The organism is Pseudomonas sp. PDM20, assembly GCF_014852575.3.
Taxonomy (GTDB): Bacteria; Pseudomonadota; Gammaproteobacteria; order Pseudomonadales; family Pseudomonadaceae; genus Pseudomonas.
Window position 1 is genome coordinate 6,494,866 of sequence record NZ_CM181224.1, and the last position, 15,101, is coordinate 6,509,966.

The 15,101-nt window shown below is 66.4% G+C and carries 15 protein-coding genes; 9 read left to right on the forward strand and 6 right to left on the reverse strand.

Annotated elements, in window-relative coordinates; genetic code table 11:
• Positions 1-67 precede the first annotated feature (67 nt).
• The 3 genes from ytfE to IB261_RS29860 all read left to right on the forward strand — a co-directional run bounded on the left by ytfE (position 68) and on the right by IB261_RS29860 (position 1,717).
• Positions 68-739: an iron-sulfur cluster repair protein YtfE gene (ytfE, locus tag IB261_RS29850; protein WP_081519092.1), complete on the forward strand. Its 672-nt coding sequence runs from the start codon at positions 68-70 to the stop codon at positions 737-739.
• A 108-nt stretch (positions 740-847) separates the two neighbouring features.
• A complete protein-coding gene (locus IB261_RS29855; RefSeq protein WP_081519091.1) occupies positions 848-1,531 on the forward strand; it encodes a Crp/Fnr family transcriptional regulator in 684 nt (227 codons plus the stop codon).
• Between the two features lie 3 nt (positions 1,532-1,534).
• The gene (locus tag IB261_RS29860) at positions 1,535-1,717 is read left to right on the forward strand and encodes a protein DnrP (RefSeq protein ID WP_081519090.1); all 183 of its coding nucleotides are present in this window, start codon (positions 1,535-1,537) and stop codon (positions 1,715-1,717) included.
• Between the two features lie 147 nt (positions 1,718-1,864).
• On the opposite strand, the gene IB261_RS29865 is transcribed toward IB261_RS29860, so the two are convergent.
• The 6 genes from IB261_RS29865 to IB261_RS29890 all read right to left on the reverse strand — a co-directional run bounded on the left by IB261_RS29865 (position 1,865) and on the right by IB261_RS29890 (position 7,379).
• Positions 1,865-3,712, reverse strand: coding sequence for a nitric oxide reductase activation protein NorD (locus IB261_RS29865; RefSeq protein WP_192383538.1), 1,848 nt, complete (start codon positions 3,710-3,712; stop codon positions 1,865-1,867).
• A 66-nt stretch (positions 3,713-3,778) separates the two neighbouring features.
• Positions 3,779-5,203, reverse strand: coding sequence for a cbb3-type cytochrome c oxidase subunit I (locus tag IB261_RS29870; protein WP_081519088.1), 1,425 nt, complete (start codon positions 5,201-5,203; stop codon positions 3,779-3,781).
• Positions 5,204-5,205: 2 nt separating this feature from the next.
• A complete protein-coding gene (locus tag IB261_RS29875) occupies positions 5,206-5,646 on the reverse strand; it encodes a c-type cytochrome (RefSeq protein ID WP_045213987.1) in 441 nt (146 codons plus the stop codon).
• Positions 5,647-5,759: 113 nt separating this feature from the next.
• On the reverse strand, positions 5,760-6,008 hold the full coding sequence (locus tag IB261_RS29880) for a cytochrome C oxidase subunit IV family protein (RefSeq protein WP_081519087.1): 249 nt from the start codon (positions 6,006-6,008) through the stop codon (positions 5,760-5,762).
• The gene (locus IB261_RS29885) at positions 6,005-6,598 is read right to left on the reverse strand and encodes a cytochrome c oxidase subunit 3 (RefSeq protein WP_192383537.1); all 594 of its coding nucleotides are present in this window, start codon (positions 6,596-6,598) and stop codon (positions 6,005-6,007) included. The genes IB261_RS29880 and IB261_RS29885 overlap by 4 nt, the downstream gene beginning before the upstream one ends.
• On the reverse strand, positions 6,582-7,379 hold the full coding sequence (locus tag IB261_RS29890; protein WP_151188777.1) for a CbbQ/NirQ/NorQ/GpvN family protein: 798 nt from the start codon (positions 7,377-7,379) through the stop codon (positions 6,582-6,584). Before IB261_RS29890 ends, IB261_RS29885 begins: the two co-directional genes overlap by 17 nt.
• A 200-nt stretch (positions 7,380-7,579) precedes the next feature.
• On the opposite strand from IB261_RS29890, the gene IB261_RS29895 reads away from it, so the two are divergent.
• From IB261_RS29895 to IB261_RS29920, 6 genes are all read left to right on the forward strand, one after another.
• Positions 7,580-7,891, forward strand: a complete 312-nt coding sequence (locus tag IB261_RS29895) for a c-type cytochrome (protein WP_054910310.1) — start codon at positions 7,580-7,582, stop codon at positions 7,889-7,891.
• A gap of 74 nt (positions 7,892-7,965) precedes the next feature.
• Positions 7,966-10,113, forward strand: coding sequence for a transcriptional regulator NosR (nosR, locus tag IB261_RS29900; protein ID WP_192383536.1), 2,148 nt, complete (start codon positions 7,966-7,968; stop codon positions 10,111-10,113).
• 27 nt (positions 10,114-10,140) lie between these two features.
• Positions 10,141-12,048, forward strand: coding sequence for a TAT-dependent nitrous-oxide reductase (nosZ, locus tag IB261_RS29905; RefSeq protein WP_081519083.1), 1,908 nt, complete (start codon positions 10,141-10,143; stop codon positions 12,046-12,048).
• A 59-nt stretch (positions 12,049-12,107) separates the two neighbouring features.
• Positions 12,108-13,373, forward strand: coding sequence for a nitrous oxide reductase family maturation protein NosD (locus IB261_RS29910; RefSeq protein ID WP_192383535.1), 1,266 nt, complete (start codon positions 12,108-12,110; stop codon positions 13,371-13,373).
• On the forward strand, positions 13,370-14,278 hold the full coding sequence (locus tag IB261_RS29915) for an ABC transporter ATP-binding protein (RefSeq protein ID WP_192383534.1): 909 nt from the start codon (positions 13,370-13,372) through the stop codon (positions 14,276-14,278). Before IB261_RS29910 ends, IB261_RS29915 begins: the two co-directional genes overlap by 4 nt.
• Positions 14,275-15,099: an ABC transporter permease gene (locus tag IB261_RS29920; protein WP_192383533.1), complete on the forward strand. Its 825-nt coding sequence runs from the start codon at positions 14,275-14,277 to the stop codon at positions 15,097-15,099. The genes IB261_RS29915 and IB261_RS29920 overlap by 4 nt, the downstream gene beginning before the upstream one ends.
• The last annotated feature ends 2 nt before the right edge of the window (positions 15,100-15,101 follow it).

Here is a 15,101-nt window from a genome sequence, read left to right on the forward strand (position 1 = left end):
TCCCTAGACTCACCACCACCGCCACGACGACTGCGGCCGCCGTGCCCCACTCCACCCGAGGCCCGCCATGACCGACAACCTCACCGAGCGCACCCTGAGCGACCTGGCCTTCAGCCTGCCGGGCAGCTCCGCGCTGTTCCACGACTACAAGCTCGACTTCTGCTGCGCCGGCCAGCGCAGCCTGGGCGAAGCCGCCAGCGAACAGGGCCTCGACGCCCAGCGCATCGCCGCCGAACTGCAGTCGCTGCCGCCTGCCAACGACCAGACCGACTGGCGACTGACCAGCAACGACCAGTTGATCGACCACATCCTCGAGCGCTACCACAAGGTCCATCGCGAACAGCTGCCGGCGCTGATTCCGCTGGCCGAGCGCGTCGAGAAGACCCACGCCGCGCATCCGCAATGCCCGGCCGGGCTGACCGCGCACCTGAAGAAGATGCAGGAAGAACTGGAATGGCACATGTGCAAGGAGGAAAGCGTGCTGTTCCCCTGGCTGCGCCAGGGCATCCCGCTGACCCACGTGCAGGGCCCGATCGGCGTGATGCGCCATGAGCACGACGAACACTCGCAATCCCTCGCCGCGCTGGCCGACCTGACCGACGACCTCACCGTGCCGGCGGACGGCTGCAACAGCTGGCGCCGGCTCTACAGCGGCCTGGAAGAGCTGCGCCGCGACCTGATGCAGCACATCCACCTGGAAAACAACCTGCTGTTCCTGGGCGCCAACCACCCGGCCTGAGTGCCGGACCGGGAGCCAGGAGGGCGACCAGTGACAGCTTGTCTCACCACGCTGCCCAGCGGCATCGCGCATACTGGCGGGATTGTCCCCGCCCAGGAGCGCTCCGCCATGCTCGCGCATCGCGTCCACCACCAGATTCTGTGCGGCCACCATCTGTTCAACGTGCTCAACGAAGAACAGCTGGAGCAGCTGCTCGCCACCAGCACGCTGCTCAACCTGGAGAAAGGCGACAAGCTGTTCCTCCAGGGTGAGCCGGCCCACTCCTTCTATTTCGTGATTTCCGGTGCGGTGAAGATCTACCGCCTGACGCCGGAGGGACAGGAAAAGGTGCTGGAGGTCGTCGGCAGCCGGCAGACCTTCGCCGAAGCCATGATGCTTATGGACACCTCCGACTACGTGGCCTCGGCCCAGGCGCTGGAGCCCACGCAGGTCTACCGCTTCGCCAACCGCACTTACATGGAGCTGCTGCACAGCAACCCGCAGCTGCCCTTCTCCCTGCTCGCCACTCTCTGCGTGCGCCTGCACCGGCGGATCAACGAGATCGAGACGCTGTCGCTGAAGAACTCCACCCACCGCGTGGTGCGCTACCTGATCACCCAGCTCAACCGCCATGGCAACCAGGACGGCCGCTTCGAACTGCCGATGGCCAAGCAACTGGTGGCCGGGCACCTGTCGATCCAGCCGGAGACCTTCTCCCGCGTGCTGCGGCGACTGATCGACGAGAAGATCATCGACCTCAACGGCCGCACCGTGCAGGTGCTCGATGTGGCGCGGCTGGAACAGTTCGAGTAAGCCATGCGCCAGTGCCTGTACTGCCAGCACGAGAGCCCCGAGGATGCTGCGGACTGCCCGCAGTGCGGGATGCCCCTGCCGGTGGACCAGGAACTGGCGAAGCAACGCAGACTGCGGCGCTTCGCCTGGTACTGCGCCATTCTCGCGGTGTTCTGCGGGGTGATGATGGTGTGGTTGCCGCGCTGATTCCCGCTTTCCGCCGCTACCTGTGGACACCCTGGCGAATGAAGCGTCCCGCTTCATTCGCCCTACGTCCCCAATCCGACCCCGTGGTTTCACCCTGTAGGAGCGGGCCCTGCGCGCGATCGCGCGCAGGGCGCGCCCCCACAATGGTCAGCCCTGCCGGCGGGTGAGCTGCCGGTAGAGCTGCGGCAACTGCACCGGCAGCTGCGCCGGATCGTTGATCAACAGATAGCCCTGGCTGCCGAACAGGTGCGGCAGGTAGTCGGCCGCCTCACGGTCGATGGTGATGCAGAACGGCACCAGCCCCGCGCGACGGGCCTCCAGCACGGCCTGGCGGGTGTCCTCGACACCGTAGCGCCCCTCATACAGGTCCAGGTCATTGGGCTTGCCGTCGGTGAGGATCAGCAGCACCCGCTGGCGCTCCTTGCGTTCGAGCAGCAACTGCGTCGCCCGACGGATCGCCGCGCCCATGCGCGTGTAGTAGCCCGGCCGCAGCGCGCGGATGCGCCCGCGCACCACATCGTTGTGGCGCTCATCGAAGGTCTTCAGCTGGGTCAGGCGCACCTGCTGGCGACGCAGCGAGGAGAACCCGTACAGGGCGAACCGGTCGCCCACCGCCTGCAGCGCCTCGCCGAACAGCAGCAGGCTGTCGCTGATCAGGTCGATCACCCGGTGGTCGTTGTCGATGTGCGCGTCGGTGGACATCGACAGGTCCGCCAGCAGCAGGCACGCAAGGTCGCGGCGGGTCTGCCGGCGCTCGAGGAACAGTCCGGGCTCGCTGCAGGCGCCGAGGCGCCGCTCGACGCTGAAGTCCAGCCAGGCTTCCAGGTCCAGCTCCGCGCCCTGGGGTTGCCGGCGCAGCCATTGGGGCTGCTGGCGCAGGCTCTCGAACTGCCGGCGCAGGCACCGCGCAATGGGCGCCAGTGAGTCCGGCAGCGGCGCCGGAACGGCATCGCGGGGCAGCATCGGCTGCAGACAGACGTGGTCGTCGATCAGTTGCTGGCGACGGTAATCCCATTCCGGCAGGCGAATGCCCTCGCCCAGCGGCACGTCGTCGAAGTCGGCGGCCGGCAGGTCGAGGTCGAGCTTCAGCCCGCCGCCCTTCTTCTGCCGTTGTCGGGACATGCTCAGGTGATCGAGGTCGTCGGCGACCTTCGCCGCGTCGAGGTCCTCGCTGTCGTCGCCGGCGCGATCCAGTTCGATGTGCTCGGACCAGCTGAACAGGTTTTCCAGGCGGAACAGCAGCAGGCCGCCGCGACCGGGGTCCTGCTCGACCCGCTCGGCGCGCTTGCGTGCCAGGCCCTTGGCTTCGCTGTGGGCGGAGCGGCCGTGCTCGTCGCCGTCGATCAGGTCGGTGTGCTGCGGCGCGGCCAGTCGTTGCGGCGGGTAGAGCCACAACGGCACCGGCCACGGCGCCTTTTCACTGCGTGGCAGGCGCTCGACGCTACCCGGATCGCGCAGCGCCCGTTGCAGCGCCAGCTCCAGTTCCGCTTCCGCCGGTGGCAGATCAGCGGGGTCGGGACGCAGGCCGAGCAGCGCTTCCACCAGTCGATGGTAGCGCGGGCGCAGCAGCGGGTAGCGCTCCAGCACGGCGCAGGTCCAGGCCTGGTTGTCGCGCGCCCAGTGGCGCATCGGCTGGCTGTGCGCGGCCAGCACCGCCAGCCAGCGGTAGAGTTCGCGGTTCAGTTCGACGTCGGGGTATACAGCCAACTGCGCGGGCAGGCGCAGGGAATCAGCGTCGAACCAGGCCACCGGCAATTGCTGGCAGGTGCCGGCCACCTGCTGCAGCAGGCTGCGGCGCACCAGCAGTTCGCGGGCGCTGGCCGCCTCCACGCCGACCCCGGCCTCGCCGCCGGTGCCGCGGAACAGTAGCAGCAGGCTGCGCCGCACTTCCTCCAGGCTGACTGCCGCCTCTTCGAACTCCGGGCTGGCGCGGCGCGTGATGAAGCGGTGCCAGACGCGGCCGAAGCTTTCTTCGATTTCGAGGTGGATGGTCATGGCGCCCCCTGCAGAACGAAAAAAGGGCCCGCCGCAAAGCGGTCGGGCCCGGGTGGACGGTATCGATCAGCTCACCTGAGCCGCGCCCGAGGCAACGGCCACGCGGCCGCGCTGGCGGAAGCTCAGCAGGTAGCAGATCAGCCCGATGAAGAAACCGACACCGGAGTACAGGCGCAGCCAGAAGAAGATCTTCAGCTGGTCGACCGTGGCCATGAACGGCATGGCGGCGCCATCGGCGGGCATGCGCTGCAGCCAGACCTGGACGATGCCGGCGGCGGTGAGCATCAGGGTGATCAGCAGCATGGAGATGGTCATCAGCCAGAAGCCCCAGATCTCCAGGCTCTGCGCACGGGCGTCAGGCGCTTCGCCGATGCCCCGCAGGCGCGGCATGGCATAGCTGATCATGGTCATGACGATCATCGCGTAGGCGCCGTAGAAGGCCAGGTGGCCGTGGGCGGCGGTGAGCTGCGAGCCGTGGGTGTAGTAGTTCACCGGAGCCAGGGTGTGCAGGAAGCCCCACACGCCGGCGCCAAGGAAGGCGGTCACGGTGGTGCCCAGCGCCCACAGTGCGGCGGCCTTGTTCGGGTGCTCGCGGCGGCGACGGTTCACCATGTTGAAGGCGAACAGCACCATGGCGAAGAACGGCAGCGGCTCCAGCGCGGAGAAGATCGAACCCAGCCACAGCCAGACCTGCGGCGCGCCGATCCAGAAGAAGTGGTGGCCGGTGCCGATGATCCCGGTGATCAGGGCCATGGCGATGATCACGTAGAGCCATTTCTCCACGACCTCGCGGTCGACGCCGGTGATCTTGATCAGCACGAAGGCCAGCATCGCGCCCATGATCAGTTCCCACACGCCTTCCACCCACAGGTGCACGACCCACCACCAGTAGTACTTGTCGCGGGACAGGTTTTCCGGGTTGTAGAAGGAGAACAGGAAGAACACCGCCAGGCCTACCAGGCCGGTCATCATCACCACGCTGACGGCAGTCTTGCGGCCCTTGAGCATGGTCATGCCGATGTTGAAGAGGAAGCCCAGCGCCACCACCACGATACCCATCTTGGTGATCGTCGGCTGCTCGAGGAACTCCCGTCCCATGGTCGGCAGCAGCTCGTTGTGGGTCAGCTTCGCCAGGCCCGCGTAGGGCACCAGCAGGTAGCCCAGGATGGTCAGCACGCCGGCGATGGCGAACACCCAGAACAGCACGATGGCCAGTTTCGGGCTGTACAGCTCGCGGTCGGCCTCTTCGGGGATCAGGTAGTAGGCCGCGCCCATGAAGGCGAACAGCAGCCAGACGATCAGCAGGTTGGTGTGCACCATCCGCGCGACGTTGAAGGGGATCGCCGGGAACAGGAAGTCACCGACCACATACTGCATGCCCATGATCAGCCCGAAGACGATCTGCCCGACGAAGAGCATCAGGGCGAACACGAAGTACGGCTTGGCCACCGACTGCGAGGCGAATTTCAGATAGGGATTGCCCGGGTTCATGTTCAACCCTCCTTGTTCGGCGGCCATTTGTTGGTGTCGATCTTCGATGTCCACAGCAGGAACGCCGCAAGGTCAGTGACCTCCTGGTCGCTCAGGTGGAACTGCGGCATCTGCCGGCGACCGGGCACGCCCAGCGGCTGCATCTTCATCCAGGCCGCGAGGAAGCTGCCAAAGGCCGCGTCACCGCCACGGCGGACCGCTACGTTGCCCAGCTCCGGCGCGAAGTAGGCGCCTTCGCCGAGGATCGAGTGGCAACCCACGCAGTTGTTCTGCTCCCACACCAGCTTGCCGCGCACCACCGATTCGGTGAGCTCACTCTGGTTGGTGCGCTTGGGGAAGGTGGTTTCGGTGTGATAGGTCAGCGCGAGGAATACCAGAAAGAAGAAAACGCCTCCTCCCAGGTAGATGTTCCTCGCCATCCCTTTGGTAAATGTCTCTGACATGGGGCCCTCCTAGGTCACGGTCGGGGCCATTGTAGGAAGCGACCCAGGACCTCTCGCTTGATGGCAATCAAGAAAGACCAATGCTTCCAGTCAGGTATTTTTTCGAAGAAAAATCAGGGAGTTGCGTGCAGGGCCAGAATCACGCCGGTGACCACCAGCGGCCAGCCGAGCAGCAGCGCTTGCCACAGTCGCGGGCCGTGGCTGAGCTCCATGAAGCGCAGCGTGATGATCCAGGCCTTGCCCAGGCCCAGCAGCAGGATCGCCGCCACCGGCAGCAGCAGGTCGGGTGCATGGTGACCGAGCCAGACCGAGGCGACGGACATCGGCAGCATCAGCAGCCAGGCGAGCAGCAACGTCCTCATGAGCCAGGCGCCAGCACGTAGACCAGCGGGAACAGCACCACCCAGACCAGGTCGACCATGTGCCAATACAACGCGCCGGACTCCAGCCCGCCCAGGGCGTCGCTGCGGTAGGCGCCGCGCAGGCAACGCAGGGTCATCCAGCCGAGGATCACCAACCCCAGCAGCACGTGCAGGAAGTGGAAGCCTGTGATCAGCCAGAACAGGGTGAAGAAGGTGCTGTACTCCAGGTCCAGCCCGCGTGCGGCGAGGTGATGGTATTCGCCGGACTTGAGCACCACATGGGCCAGTCCCAGCAGCACGGCAATGCCCAGCAACACGGCCGCTCGGCGCTGGCGGCCGTGGCGCACCTGCTCCACCGCCAGCGCCGCGCAGAAGCCGGCGGTAAGCAGGGTCAGGGTCAGCGCCAGGGCGGTGGACAGGTCCAGCTGCGCGCGCCCGGCGCGAAAGCCTTCGACGTCCAGATGCTGGGTCACGGCGAAGACGATGATGAGGATGGCGAAGACGGTCAGCTCGGCGAGGATGAAGAACCACATCGCCAGGTCGCCCGGCAGGTGCCGGGCGCTGAGCGTCGCCTCAGGCGAAGTGGACATCGACCAGGTCCATCAGCGCGGCGACCGTGGCCTCGTCGTCCGACAGCGGCTCGGCGAGCCCGGCGCGGCAGGCATCACGCGGCGCCACGCCGGCCTGCAGCAGGCGCGCAGTGAGTACCAGCAGGCGCGTCGAGCAGACCTCTTCCAGCTCCTGCCGGCCCAGGCGACGCAGGGCCACGCCCAGTTGCGCCAGGCGCTGCGCCAGCTCAGGGGAAACGCCGGCCTCGCGGGCGATGATGCCGGCTTCCACTTCCGGTGTCGGGTAATCGAAGCGCAGGGCGACGAAGCGCTGGCGCGTACTGGGCTTCATGCCCTTCAGCAGGTTCTGATAGCCGGGGTTGTAGGACACCACCAGCATGAAGCCCGGCGGCGCCACCAGGGATTCACCGGTGCGTTCGATGAACAGCTCACGGCGATCGTCCGCCAGCGGGTGCAGCACCACCACGGTGTCCTGCCGCGCTTCCACCACCTCGTCCAGGTAGCAGATGCCGCCCTCGCGCACCGCGCGGGTCAGCGGGCCGTCCTGCCACCAGGTGCCGTCGCTGCCGATCAGGTGACGGCCGACCAGGTCCGCCGCCGACAGGTCGTCGTGGCAGGCCACGGTGTACAGCGGCAGGTTCAGGCGCTGCGCCATGTGCTGGACGAAGCGCGTCTTGCCGCAGCCGGTCGGGCCCTTGATCAGAACCGGCATGCCCTGCGCGGAGGCGTGGGTGAACAGCGCCACCTCATTGCCTGAAGGCTGGTAGAAGAGCGGCGGATCGTTCTGCACAGGGGCATTCATGACGGGCGAATCTCAGTAGGAAGTTTCGGGTAGCAAGCTATCCAGCGCGACGGATTGCCTCAAGCACGTCGCCGGAAGTTCTTGATTGGCATCAAGCGGAAGCCGCATGGGCCGCTCCTAGAATCGCCACAGACGCCGGGCGGGAAGCCGGCGAAAACGATCGGCGCCTCGAAGCGCCAAGCCTGTGAGGAGAGACGTTCATGAACAAAGCCCTGGTAGCCCTGCTGTTCGGCGGCCTGCTGGTCCAGACAACCGCGATGGCCAGCACCGGCGAGGAGCTGTTCAAGGCGAAGGCCTGCGTGGCCTGCCATTCGGTCGACAAGAAGCTCGTCGGCCCCGCCTTCCATGACGTCGCCGCCAAGTACGGCCCACAGGCCGATGGTGTCGCCCACATCACCAACAGCATCAAGACCGGCAGCAAGGGCAACTGGGGCCCGATTCCGATGCCAGCCAACGCCGTGAGCCCGGAAGAAGCCAAGACCCTGGCCGAGTGGATCGTCACCCTGAAGTGACCTGCCGCGTGAGATGGGCGCCCACCGCCTTCTGACGCAGTTCTGCCCGTTCGGGCATGGAGGAAGGAGGCCTCATGGTGGGCGTTCGCGAGTGGTTCAGGCTCCTGGTCGGCTGTCTGTTGCTGATGGCCGGCCTGGCGGTCCAGGGTGCGGAGCTCAGTGATCTGGAGCGGACGCGCATCCAGCAGGTGTTTCCCCAGGCCGATCATATCGGCGAACCCGAAGGCGAGTACGGCGTGCGGCGCCTGTCCCACGGCGACAAGTTGCTGGGCTATGCCTTCCAGAGCATCCGCGTCACCCGCATGCCCGCGTATTCGGGCAAGCCGATCAACGTCCAGGTGATCCTCGATCCGCAGGCGGTGATCCGCGACAGCTACGTCCTCGAACACCATGAGCCGATCCTGCTGATCGGCATTCCCGAAGAGAAACTTCACGCCTTCACCGCCGGCTACTCCGGGCTGCGCGCCGACCAGCGGGTCGCCGTGGGCCGCTCCGGCGATCCGCAGACGGTCACCGTGGATGCCGTCGCCGGCGCCACCGTGACGGTCATGGTGGTCAACGAGATCGTCATGCGCGCCGCCCGTACCGTGGCGGTGTCGCTCAAGCTGATCAAGGACGACGGACAGGTGCGGCCCAAGCCCGCCATCGTCCGCGCCGACGCCTACCAGCCGGCGAGCTGGAGCGAGCTGCTGGGCAATGGCGCGATCCGCCAGCTGAAACTGACCCGCGGGCAGATCGATGATGCCTTCAAGGGCACCGCCGCCGAGAAGGTCGACCAGGCCCGCGATGCGCAGCAGCGCGAAGACACTTTCATAGACCTCTATACCGCCCTGCTGAACCCGCCCAATGTCGGCCGAAACCTGCTCGGCGACAGGCAGTACCGCGAGCTGATGGACTCCCTGAAGCCGGACGAATACGCCCTGGTGGTAATGGGCAGCGGCGAGTACTCGTTCAAGGGCTCGGGTTATGTGCGCGGCGGCATCTTCGACCGGGTGCAGATCCGCCAGTTCGGCGACATCCTCAGCTTCCGCGACCTCGACTACCAGCGCCTGTCGGACACCTATGCCGAGGGCATGCCGCACTTCGTCGAGATGGCGATCTTCATCGTCCGCGCCGCGCAGCGTTTCGACCCCGGCACCCCGTGGGACCTGGAACTGCTGGTGCGGCGCCAGACCGGCCCGGTGGACAGCCTCTTCACCACCTTCGACCTGGGCTACCAGACGCCCGAAGGCTACCTCGACCGGCCACAACCGACCGCTGCGGAACTGGAGGCGCTGGCCGATGCCAAGCGGCCGATGTGGCTGCGCGTCTGGTACCAGAAGAGCTTCCAGATCGGCGTGCTGCTCAGTGCCCTGGGGCTGCTCGCGGTGATCCTGTTCCTGCAGGACACCCTGACCCGCCGTCCGCAACTGCTGCACTGGCTGCGCCGGGGTTACCTGTTGTTCACCCTGACCTACATCGGCTGGTACTGCCTGGGGCAGCTGTCGGTGGTCAACGTGCTGACCTTCGTCCACGCGTTGTTCGAAGGCTTCCGCTGGGAACTGTTCCTCATCGACCCGGTGCTGTTCATCCTCTGGACCTTCACCGCCGCCAGCATCCTGCTCTGGGGCCGCGGCGTGTTCTGCGGCTGGCTGTGCCCCTTCGGCGCCCTGCAGGAGCTGCTCAACGAGGCCGCGCGCAAGCTCAAGGTGCCGCAGTACGAGCTGCCCTTCGCCGTCCACGAGCGGCTCTGGGCGATCAAGTACATCGTCCTGCTGGTGCTGTTCGGCCTCTCCCTGGAGTCGCTCTCCACCGCCGAGCGCTTCGCCGAGGTCGAGCCCTTCAAGACCGCCATCACCCTGCACTTCGACCGCCAGTGGTGGTTCGTCGCCTACGTGGTGTTGCTGCTGGTCCTCAACCTGTTCACCCGCAAGGTCTATTGCCGCTACGTCTGCCCGCTCGGCGCGGCGCTGGCGATCCCCGGCAAGGCCCGCCTGTTCGACTGGCTCAAGCGGCGCAAGGAGTGCGGCCAGCCCTGCCAGCTGTGCGCCAAGGAATGCGAGATCCAGGCCATCCACCCCGATGGACGGATCAACGCCAACGAGTGCCACTACTGCCTCGACTGCCAGATGACCTACCACAACGAGAACAAGTGCCCGCCGCTAGTGAACAAGCGCAAGAAGCGCGGCAAGCGGGCAACTGCCAGCGACGACGACCAGTTGATTGCAGTGCAACAGATCTGACCATTTGCCTTCAGGAAGGAGCAGGAAATGACTGACAAGAAACAGCAGCACGACGAGATCGCCGGGCTCAGCCGGCGGGGCTTCCTCGGTGCCTCCGCGGTCACCGGCGCAGCGGCGCTGGTGACCGCGGGCTCGATGGGCGCGTTCACCTCTCGCGAGGCCTGGGCCGACGCGGTCAAGTCGGCCCAGGACAAGATCCACATCGCCCCCGGTGAGCTGGACGAGTACTATGGCTTCTGGAGCGGCGGCCACCAGGGCGAGGTTCGCGTGATGGGCATCCCATCGATGCGCGAGCTGATGCGCATCCCGGTGTTCAACGTCGACTCGGCCACCGGCTGGGGCCTGACCAACGAGAGCAAACGCGTCCTCGGCGACAGCGCGCATTTCCAGAACGGCGACTGCCACCACCCGCATATCTCGATGACCGACGGCAAGTACGACGGCAAGTACCTGTTCATCAACGACAAGGCCAACAGCCGCGTCGCGCGCATCCGCCTGGACATCATGAAGTGCGACCGCATCACCACCATTCCCAACGTCCAGGCCATCCACGGCCTGCGCCTGCAGAAGGTGCCGCACACCCAGTACGTGTTCTGCAACGCCGAGTTCATCATCCCCCACCCCAATGACGGGACGAGCTTCGACATCACCGGCGACAACGCCTTCACCATGTACAACGCGCTGGATGCCGAGACCATGGAAGTGGCCTGGCAGGTCATCGTCGACGGCAACCTCGACAACAGCGACATGGACTACACCGGCCGCTTCACGGCCGCCACCTGCTACAACTCGGAGAAGGCCACCGATCTGGCCGGCATGATGCGCAACGAGCGCGACTGGGTGGTGGTGTTCGACGTCCCGGCGATCGAGAAGGAGATCAAGGCCAAGCGCTTCATCACCCTGGGCGACAGCAAGGTGCCGGTGGTCGACGGGCGCAAGAAGGACGGCAAGGACAGCGTCGTCACCCGCTACATCCCGGTGCCGAAGAACCCCCACGGCCTCAATACCTCGCCGGACGGCAAGTACTTCATCGCCAACGGCAAGCTCTCCCCCACCTGCAGCATCATCGCCATCGACAAGCTGCCCGACCTGTTCTCCGGCAAGCTCAAGGACCCGCGCGACGTTATCGTCGGCGAACCGGAGCTGGGCCTGGGCCCGCTGCACACCACCTTCGACGGCCGCGGCAACGCCTATACCACGCTGTTCATCGACAGCCAGCTGGTGAAATGGAACATCGCCGACGCGATTCGCGCCTACAAGGGCGAGAAGGTCGACTACATCCGCCAGAAGCTCGACGTGCACTACCAGCCAGGCCACAACCACGCGACGCTGACCGAGACCAAGGAGGCCGACGGCAAGTGGATCATCGTGCTCAGCAAGTTCTCCAAGGACCGCTTCCTGCCCACCGGCCCGCTGCACCCGGAGAACGACCAACTGATCGACATCTCCGGCGACGAGATGAAGCTGGTGCACGACGGCCCCACCTTCGCCGAGCCGCATGACTGCATCCTCGCCCGCCGCGACCAGATCAAGACCCGCAAGATCTGGGACCGCAAGGACCCGTTCTTCGCCGAGACCGTGGCCATCGCCAAGCGCGACGGCATCGACCTGATGCAGGACAACAAGGTCATCCGCGACGGCAAGAAGGTCCGCGTCTACATGACCTCTTCCGCGCCCGCCTACGGTCTTACCGAGTTCACCGTGAAGCAGGGCGATGAAGTCACCGTCACCATCACCAACCTGGACGAGATCGAGGACGTCACCCACGGCTTCGTCGTGGTCAACCACGGCGTGAGCATGGAGATCAGCCCGCAACAGACCTCCTCCATCACCTTCACTGCCGACAAGCCCGGCCTGCACTGGTACTACTGCAGCTGGTTCTGCCATGCGCTGCACATGGAAATGGTCGGCCGCATGCTGGTGGAAAAAGCCTGACGAGCAGGCCCCTGGCCCCGCCGGCAAGCGCCGGCGGGGTATCGACGAGAAGGTGTTGCATGGGACTCACCCGGCCCGGCCTTGCCCTGTCGCTGCTGCTCGCGGCAAGCGTCCAGGCACAACCGCAAGCCATCGACCAGTTGCCCCTGCAGGGCGACGGCGACATCCGCACGCTGCCGGCCGGTACGTACAGCGGCAACTTCACCATCGACCATCCGCTGCACCTGCGCTGCGCGCCTGGCGCCCTGTTCGACGGAGAAGGGACCGGCAGCACGTTGCACGTGCGGGTGCCCGGCGTCGTCATCGAGGGCTGCGCGCTGCGCAACTGGGGCCGCGACCTGACCGCCATGGACGCGGCGATATTCATCGACAAGGCCGCCCACGGCACCGTGGTGCGCGGCAATGACCTGCAGGGCGCCAGCTTTGGCATCTGGCTCGACGCGACGGCTGACGTGCAGGTGCTCGACAACCGCATCCAGGGCGACCCCAGCGTTCGCTCCCAGGACCGCGGCAACGGCATCCACCTCTATGCGGTGAAGAACGCCCTGGTGCGCGGCAACCAGGTGCGCCAGACCCGCGACGGCGTCTACATCGACACCTCCAACGACAGCAGCATCGAAGACAACCTCTTCGAGGACCTGCGCTACGGCGTGCACTACATGTTCACCCACAACAGCCGCGTCATCGGCAACACCACCCGGCACACGCGCACCGGCTATGCGCTGATGCAGAGCCGCAAGCTCACCGTGGTCGGCAACCGCTCGGTGGACGACCAGAACTACGGCATCCTGATGAACTACATCACCTACTCCACCCTCACCGGCAACCGCGTCGAAGCCGTGCGCAGCGGCGATGGCGGCGGCGACGCGATGATTGCAGGCGCCGAGGGCAAGGCCCTGTTCATCTACAACTCGCTGTTCAACCGCATCGAGGACAACCGCTTCGAAAGCAGCGCCCTGGGTATCCACCTGACCGCCGGCTCCGAAGACAACCGCATCAGTGGCAACGCCTTCGTCGGCAACCGCCAGCAGGTCAAGTACGTCGCCAGCCGGACCCAGGAATGGTCCGCCGACGGGCGCGGCAACTACTGGAGCGACTACCTGGGCTGGGACCGCAACGCCGACGGCATCGGCGACGTCGCCTACGAGCCCAACGACAAGGTCGACCAGTTGCTCTGGCTGTACCCGCAGGTGCAACTGCTGATGACCAGCCCCGCCATCGAATTGCTGCGCTGGGTCCAGCGCGCCTTTCCCGTCACCCGTCCACCCGGCGTGCGCGACAGCTTCCCGCTGATGCGAGCCGCTGACCTGGAGCCGCAACCATGAACCCCGTGGAAATCCGTGACGCAACCCTGGACTACGGCGGCTTCACTGCCCTGCATGGGCTCGATCTGCAACTGGGGGCCGGGGAAGTCCTCGGCCTGCTCGGACATAACGGCGCCGGCAAGACCACCACGATCAAGCTGATCCTCGGCCTGCTGCGCCCGACACAAGGCTCGGTGCGAGTCTTCGGCCAGTCGCCGGGCGATGCGGCGGTGCGCCGACGCATCGGCTTCCTGCCGGAGAACGTGACCTTCTATCCACAGCTCACCGGCCGCGAAACCCTGCAGCACTTCGCCCGGCTCAAGGGCGCGCGGCCTGCCGAAGTGGACGAGTTGCTCGAACAGGTCGGCCTCAGCCACGCCGCGCAGCGCCGGGTGAAAACCTACTCCAAGGGCATGCGCCAGCGCCTCGGGCTGGCCCAGGCGCTACTCGGCGAGCCACAACTGCTGTTGCTCGACGAGCCCACCGTCGGCCTCGATCCGTTGGCCACCATCGAGCTCTACCAATGGCTGGACCGCCTGCGCGCACAGGGCACCGGGATCATCCTCTGCTCTCACGTACTGCCCGGCGTGGAATCGCATATCGACCGCGCCGCGATCCTGGCCAAGGGCCGCCTGCTCACCGCCGGCAGTCTTGCCGACCTGCGCCGGGACGCCGGCCTGCCGGTACGTATCCGCTACGCAGGTAAACCCGACAGCGACTGGTCGCAACACTGGCGCACCGTCGGCCATGAAGTCGCCGCCCTGGATGGCCGACGCCTGGAGCTGCGGGTCGATGAAGGGCGCCAGCACGAAGTGCTCAGCGTGCTGCTCGCCGAGCAGGCGCAGGAGCTCGAAGTGCTGCCTCCATCGCTGGAGGACCTCTATCGCCACCATATGCAGAGCGCGCACGCGGGAGCCACGGCATGAACCCGATCTGGAACATCGCGCGCAAGGAACTGGCCGACGGCCTGCGCAATCGCTGGTTGCTCGCCATCAGCCTGCTGTTCGCCCTGCTGGCGGTCGGCATCGCCTGGCTCGGTGCCGCCGCCAGTGGCCAGGTAGGCTTCACCTCGCTACCGGCAACCCTGGCCAGCCTGACCAGCCTCGCTACCTTCCTGATGCCGCTGATTGCCCTGTTGCTGGCCTACGACGCCATCGTCGGCGAGGAAGAAGGCGGCACCCTGTTGCTCCTGCTGACCTACCCGCTGGGGCGCGGGCAGCTGCTGATCGGCAAGTTTCTTGGCCACGGCCTGATTCTCGGCCTCGCCACGCTGCTGGGCTTCTCCGCTGCCGCCCTGGCCATTGGCCTGCTGGTGCCGGGTATCCCGCTGGGGCAACTGCTGGGCTCGTTCGCCCGCTTCATCCTGTCGTCCTGCCTGCTGGGCTGGACCTTCCTGGCGATGGCCTACGCGCTGAGCGCGCGGGTCAGCGAAAAATCCACCGCCGCCGGCCTGGCGCTGGGTGTGTGGTTCTTCTTCGTACTGCTGTTCGACCTGGCTCTGCTCGCCCTGCTGGTGATAGGCAAGGGCCAGCTCAGCGCCAACCTGCTGCCCTGGCTGCTGTTGCTCAACCCCACCGACCTGTACCGGCTGATCAACCTGCCTGACTTCGGTTCCGAGCTGGGCGGCGTACTGACCCTCGGCCGCGACCTCGCCGTTCCCGTCGCCGGCCTCTGGCTGGCGCTGTGCGCCTGGACCCTGGCCGCGCTGGCGCTGGCCTATGCGCTGTTCCGCCGACGCCCGATCTGACT

Bases quoted from the DNA above. Each gene is read 5' to 3' on its own strand.
- IB261_RS29865 (WP_192383538.1), bottom strand. From the start codon at position 3,712: ATGACCATCCACCTCGAAATCGAAGAAAGCTTCGGCCGCGTCTGGCAC.
- IB261_RS29880 (WP_081519087.1), bottom strand. From the start codon at position 6,008: ATGAGGACGTTGCTGCTCGCCTGGCTGCTGATGCTGCCGATGTCCGTC.
- IB261_RS29875 (WP_045213987.1), bottom strand. From the start codon at position 5,646: ATGTCAGAGACATTTACCAAAGGGATGGCGAGGAACATCTACCTGGGA.
- IB261_RS29910 (WP_192383535.1), top strand. From the start codon at position 12,108: ATGGGACTCACCCGGCCCGGCCTTGCCCTGTCGCTGCTGCTCGCGGCA.
- ytfE (WP_081519092.1), top strand. From the start codon at position 68: ATGACCGACAACCTCACCGAGCGCACCCTGAGCGACCTGGCCTTCAGC.
- IB261_RS29915 (WP_192383534.1), top strand. From the start codon at position 13,370: ATGAACCCCGTGGAAATCCGTGACGCAACCCTGGACTACGGCGGCTTC.
- nosR (WP_192383536.1), top strand. From the start codon at position 7,966: ATGGTGGGCGTTCGCGAGTGGTTCAGGCTCCTGGTCGGCTGTCTGTTG.
- IB261_RS29920 (WP_192383533.1), top strand. From the start codon at position 14,275: ATGAACCCGATCTGGAACATCGCGCGCAAGGAACTGGCCGACGGCCTG.
- nosZ (WP_081519083.1), top strand. From the start codon at position 10,141: ATGACTGACAAGAAACAGCAGCACGACGAGATCGCCGGGCTCAGCCGG.
- IB261_RS29870 (WP_081519088.1), bottom strand. From the start codon at position 5,203: ATGAACCCGGGCAATCCCTATCTGAAATTCGCCTCGCAGTCGGTGGCC.
- IB261_RS29860 (WP_081519090.1), top strand. From the start codon at position 1,535: ATGCGCCAGTGCCTGTACTGCCAGCACGAGAGCCCCGAGGATGCTGCG.
- IB261_RS29890 (WP_151188777.1), bottom strand. From the start codon at position 7,379: ATGAATGCCCCTGTGCAGAACGATCCGCCGCTCTTCTACCAGCCTTCA.
- IB261_RS29855 (WP_081519091.1), top strand. From the start codon at position 848: ATGCTCGCGCATCGCGTCCACCACCAGATTCTGTGCGGCCACCATCTG.
- IB261_RS29895 (WP_054910310.1), top strand. From the start codon at position 7,580: ATGAACAAAGCCCTGGTAGCCCTGCTGTTCGGCGGCCTGCTGGTCCAG.
- IB261_RS29885 (WP_192383537.1), bottom strand. From the start codon at position 6,598: ATGTCCACTTCGCCTGAGGCGACGCTCAGCGCCCGGCACCTGCCGGGC.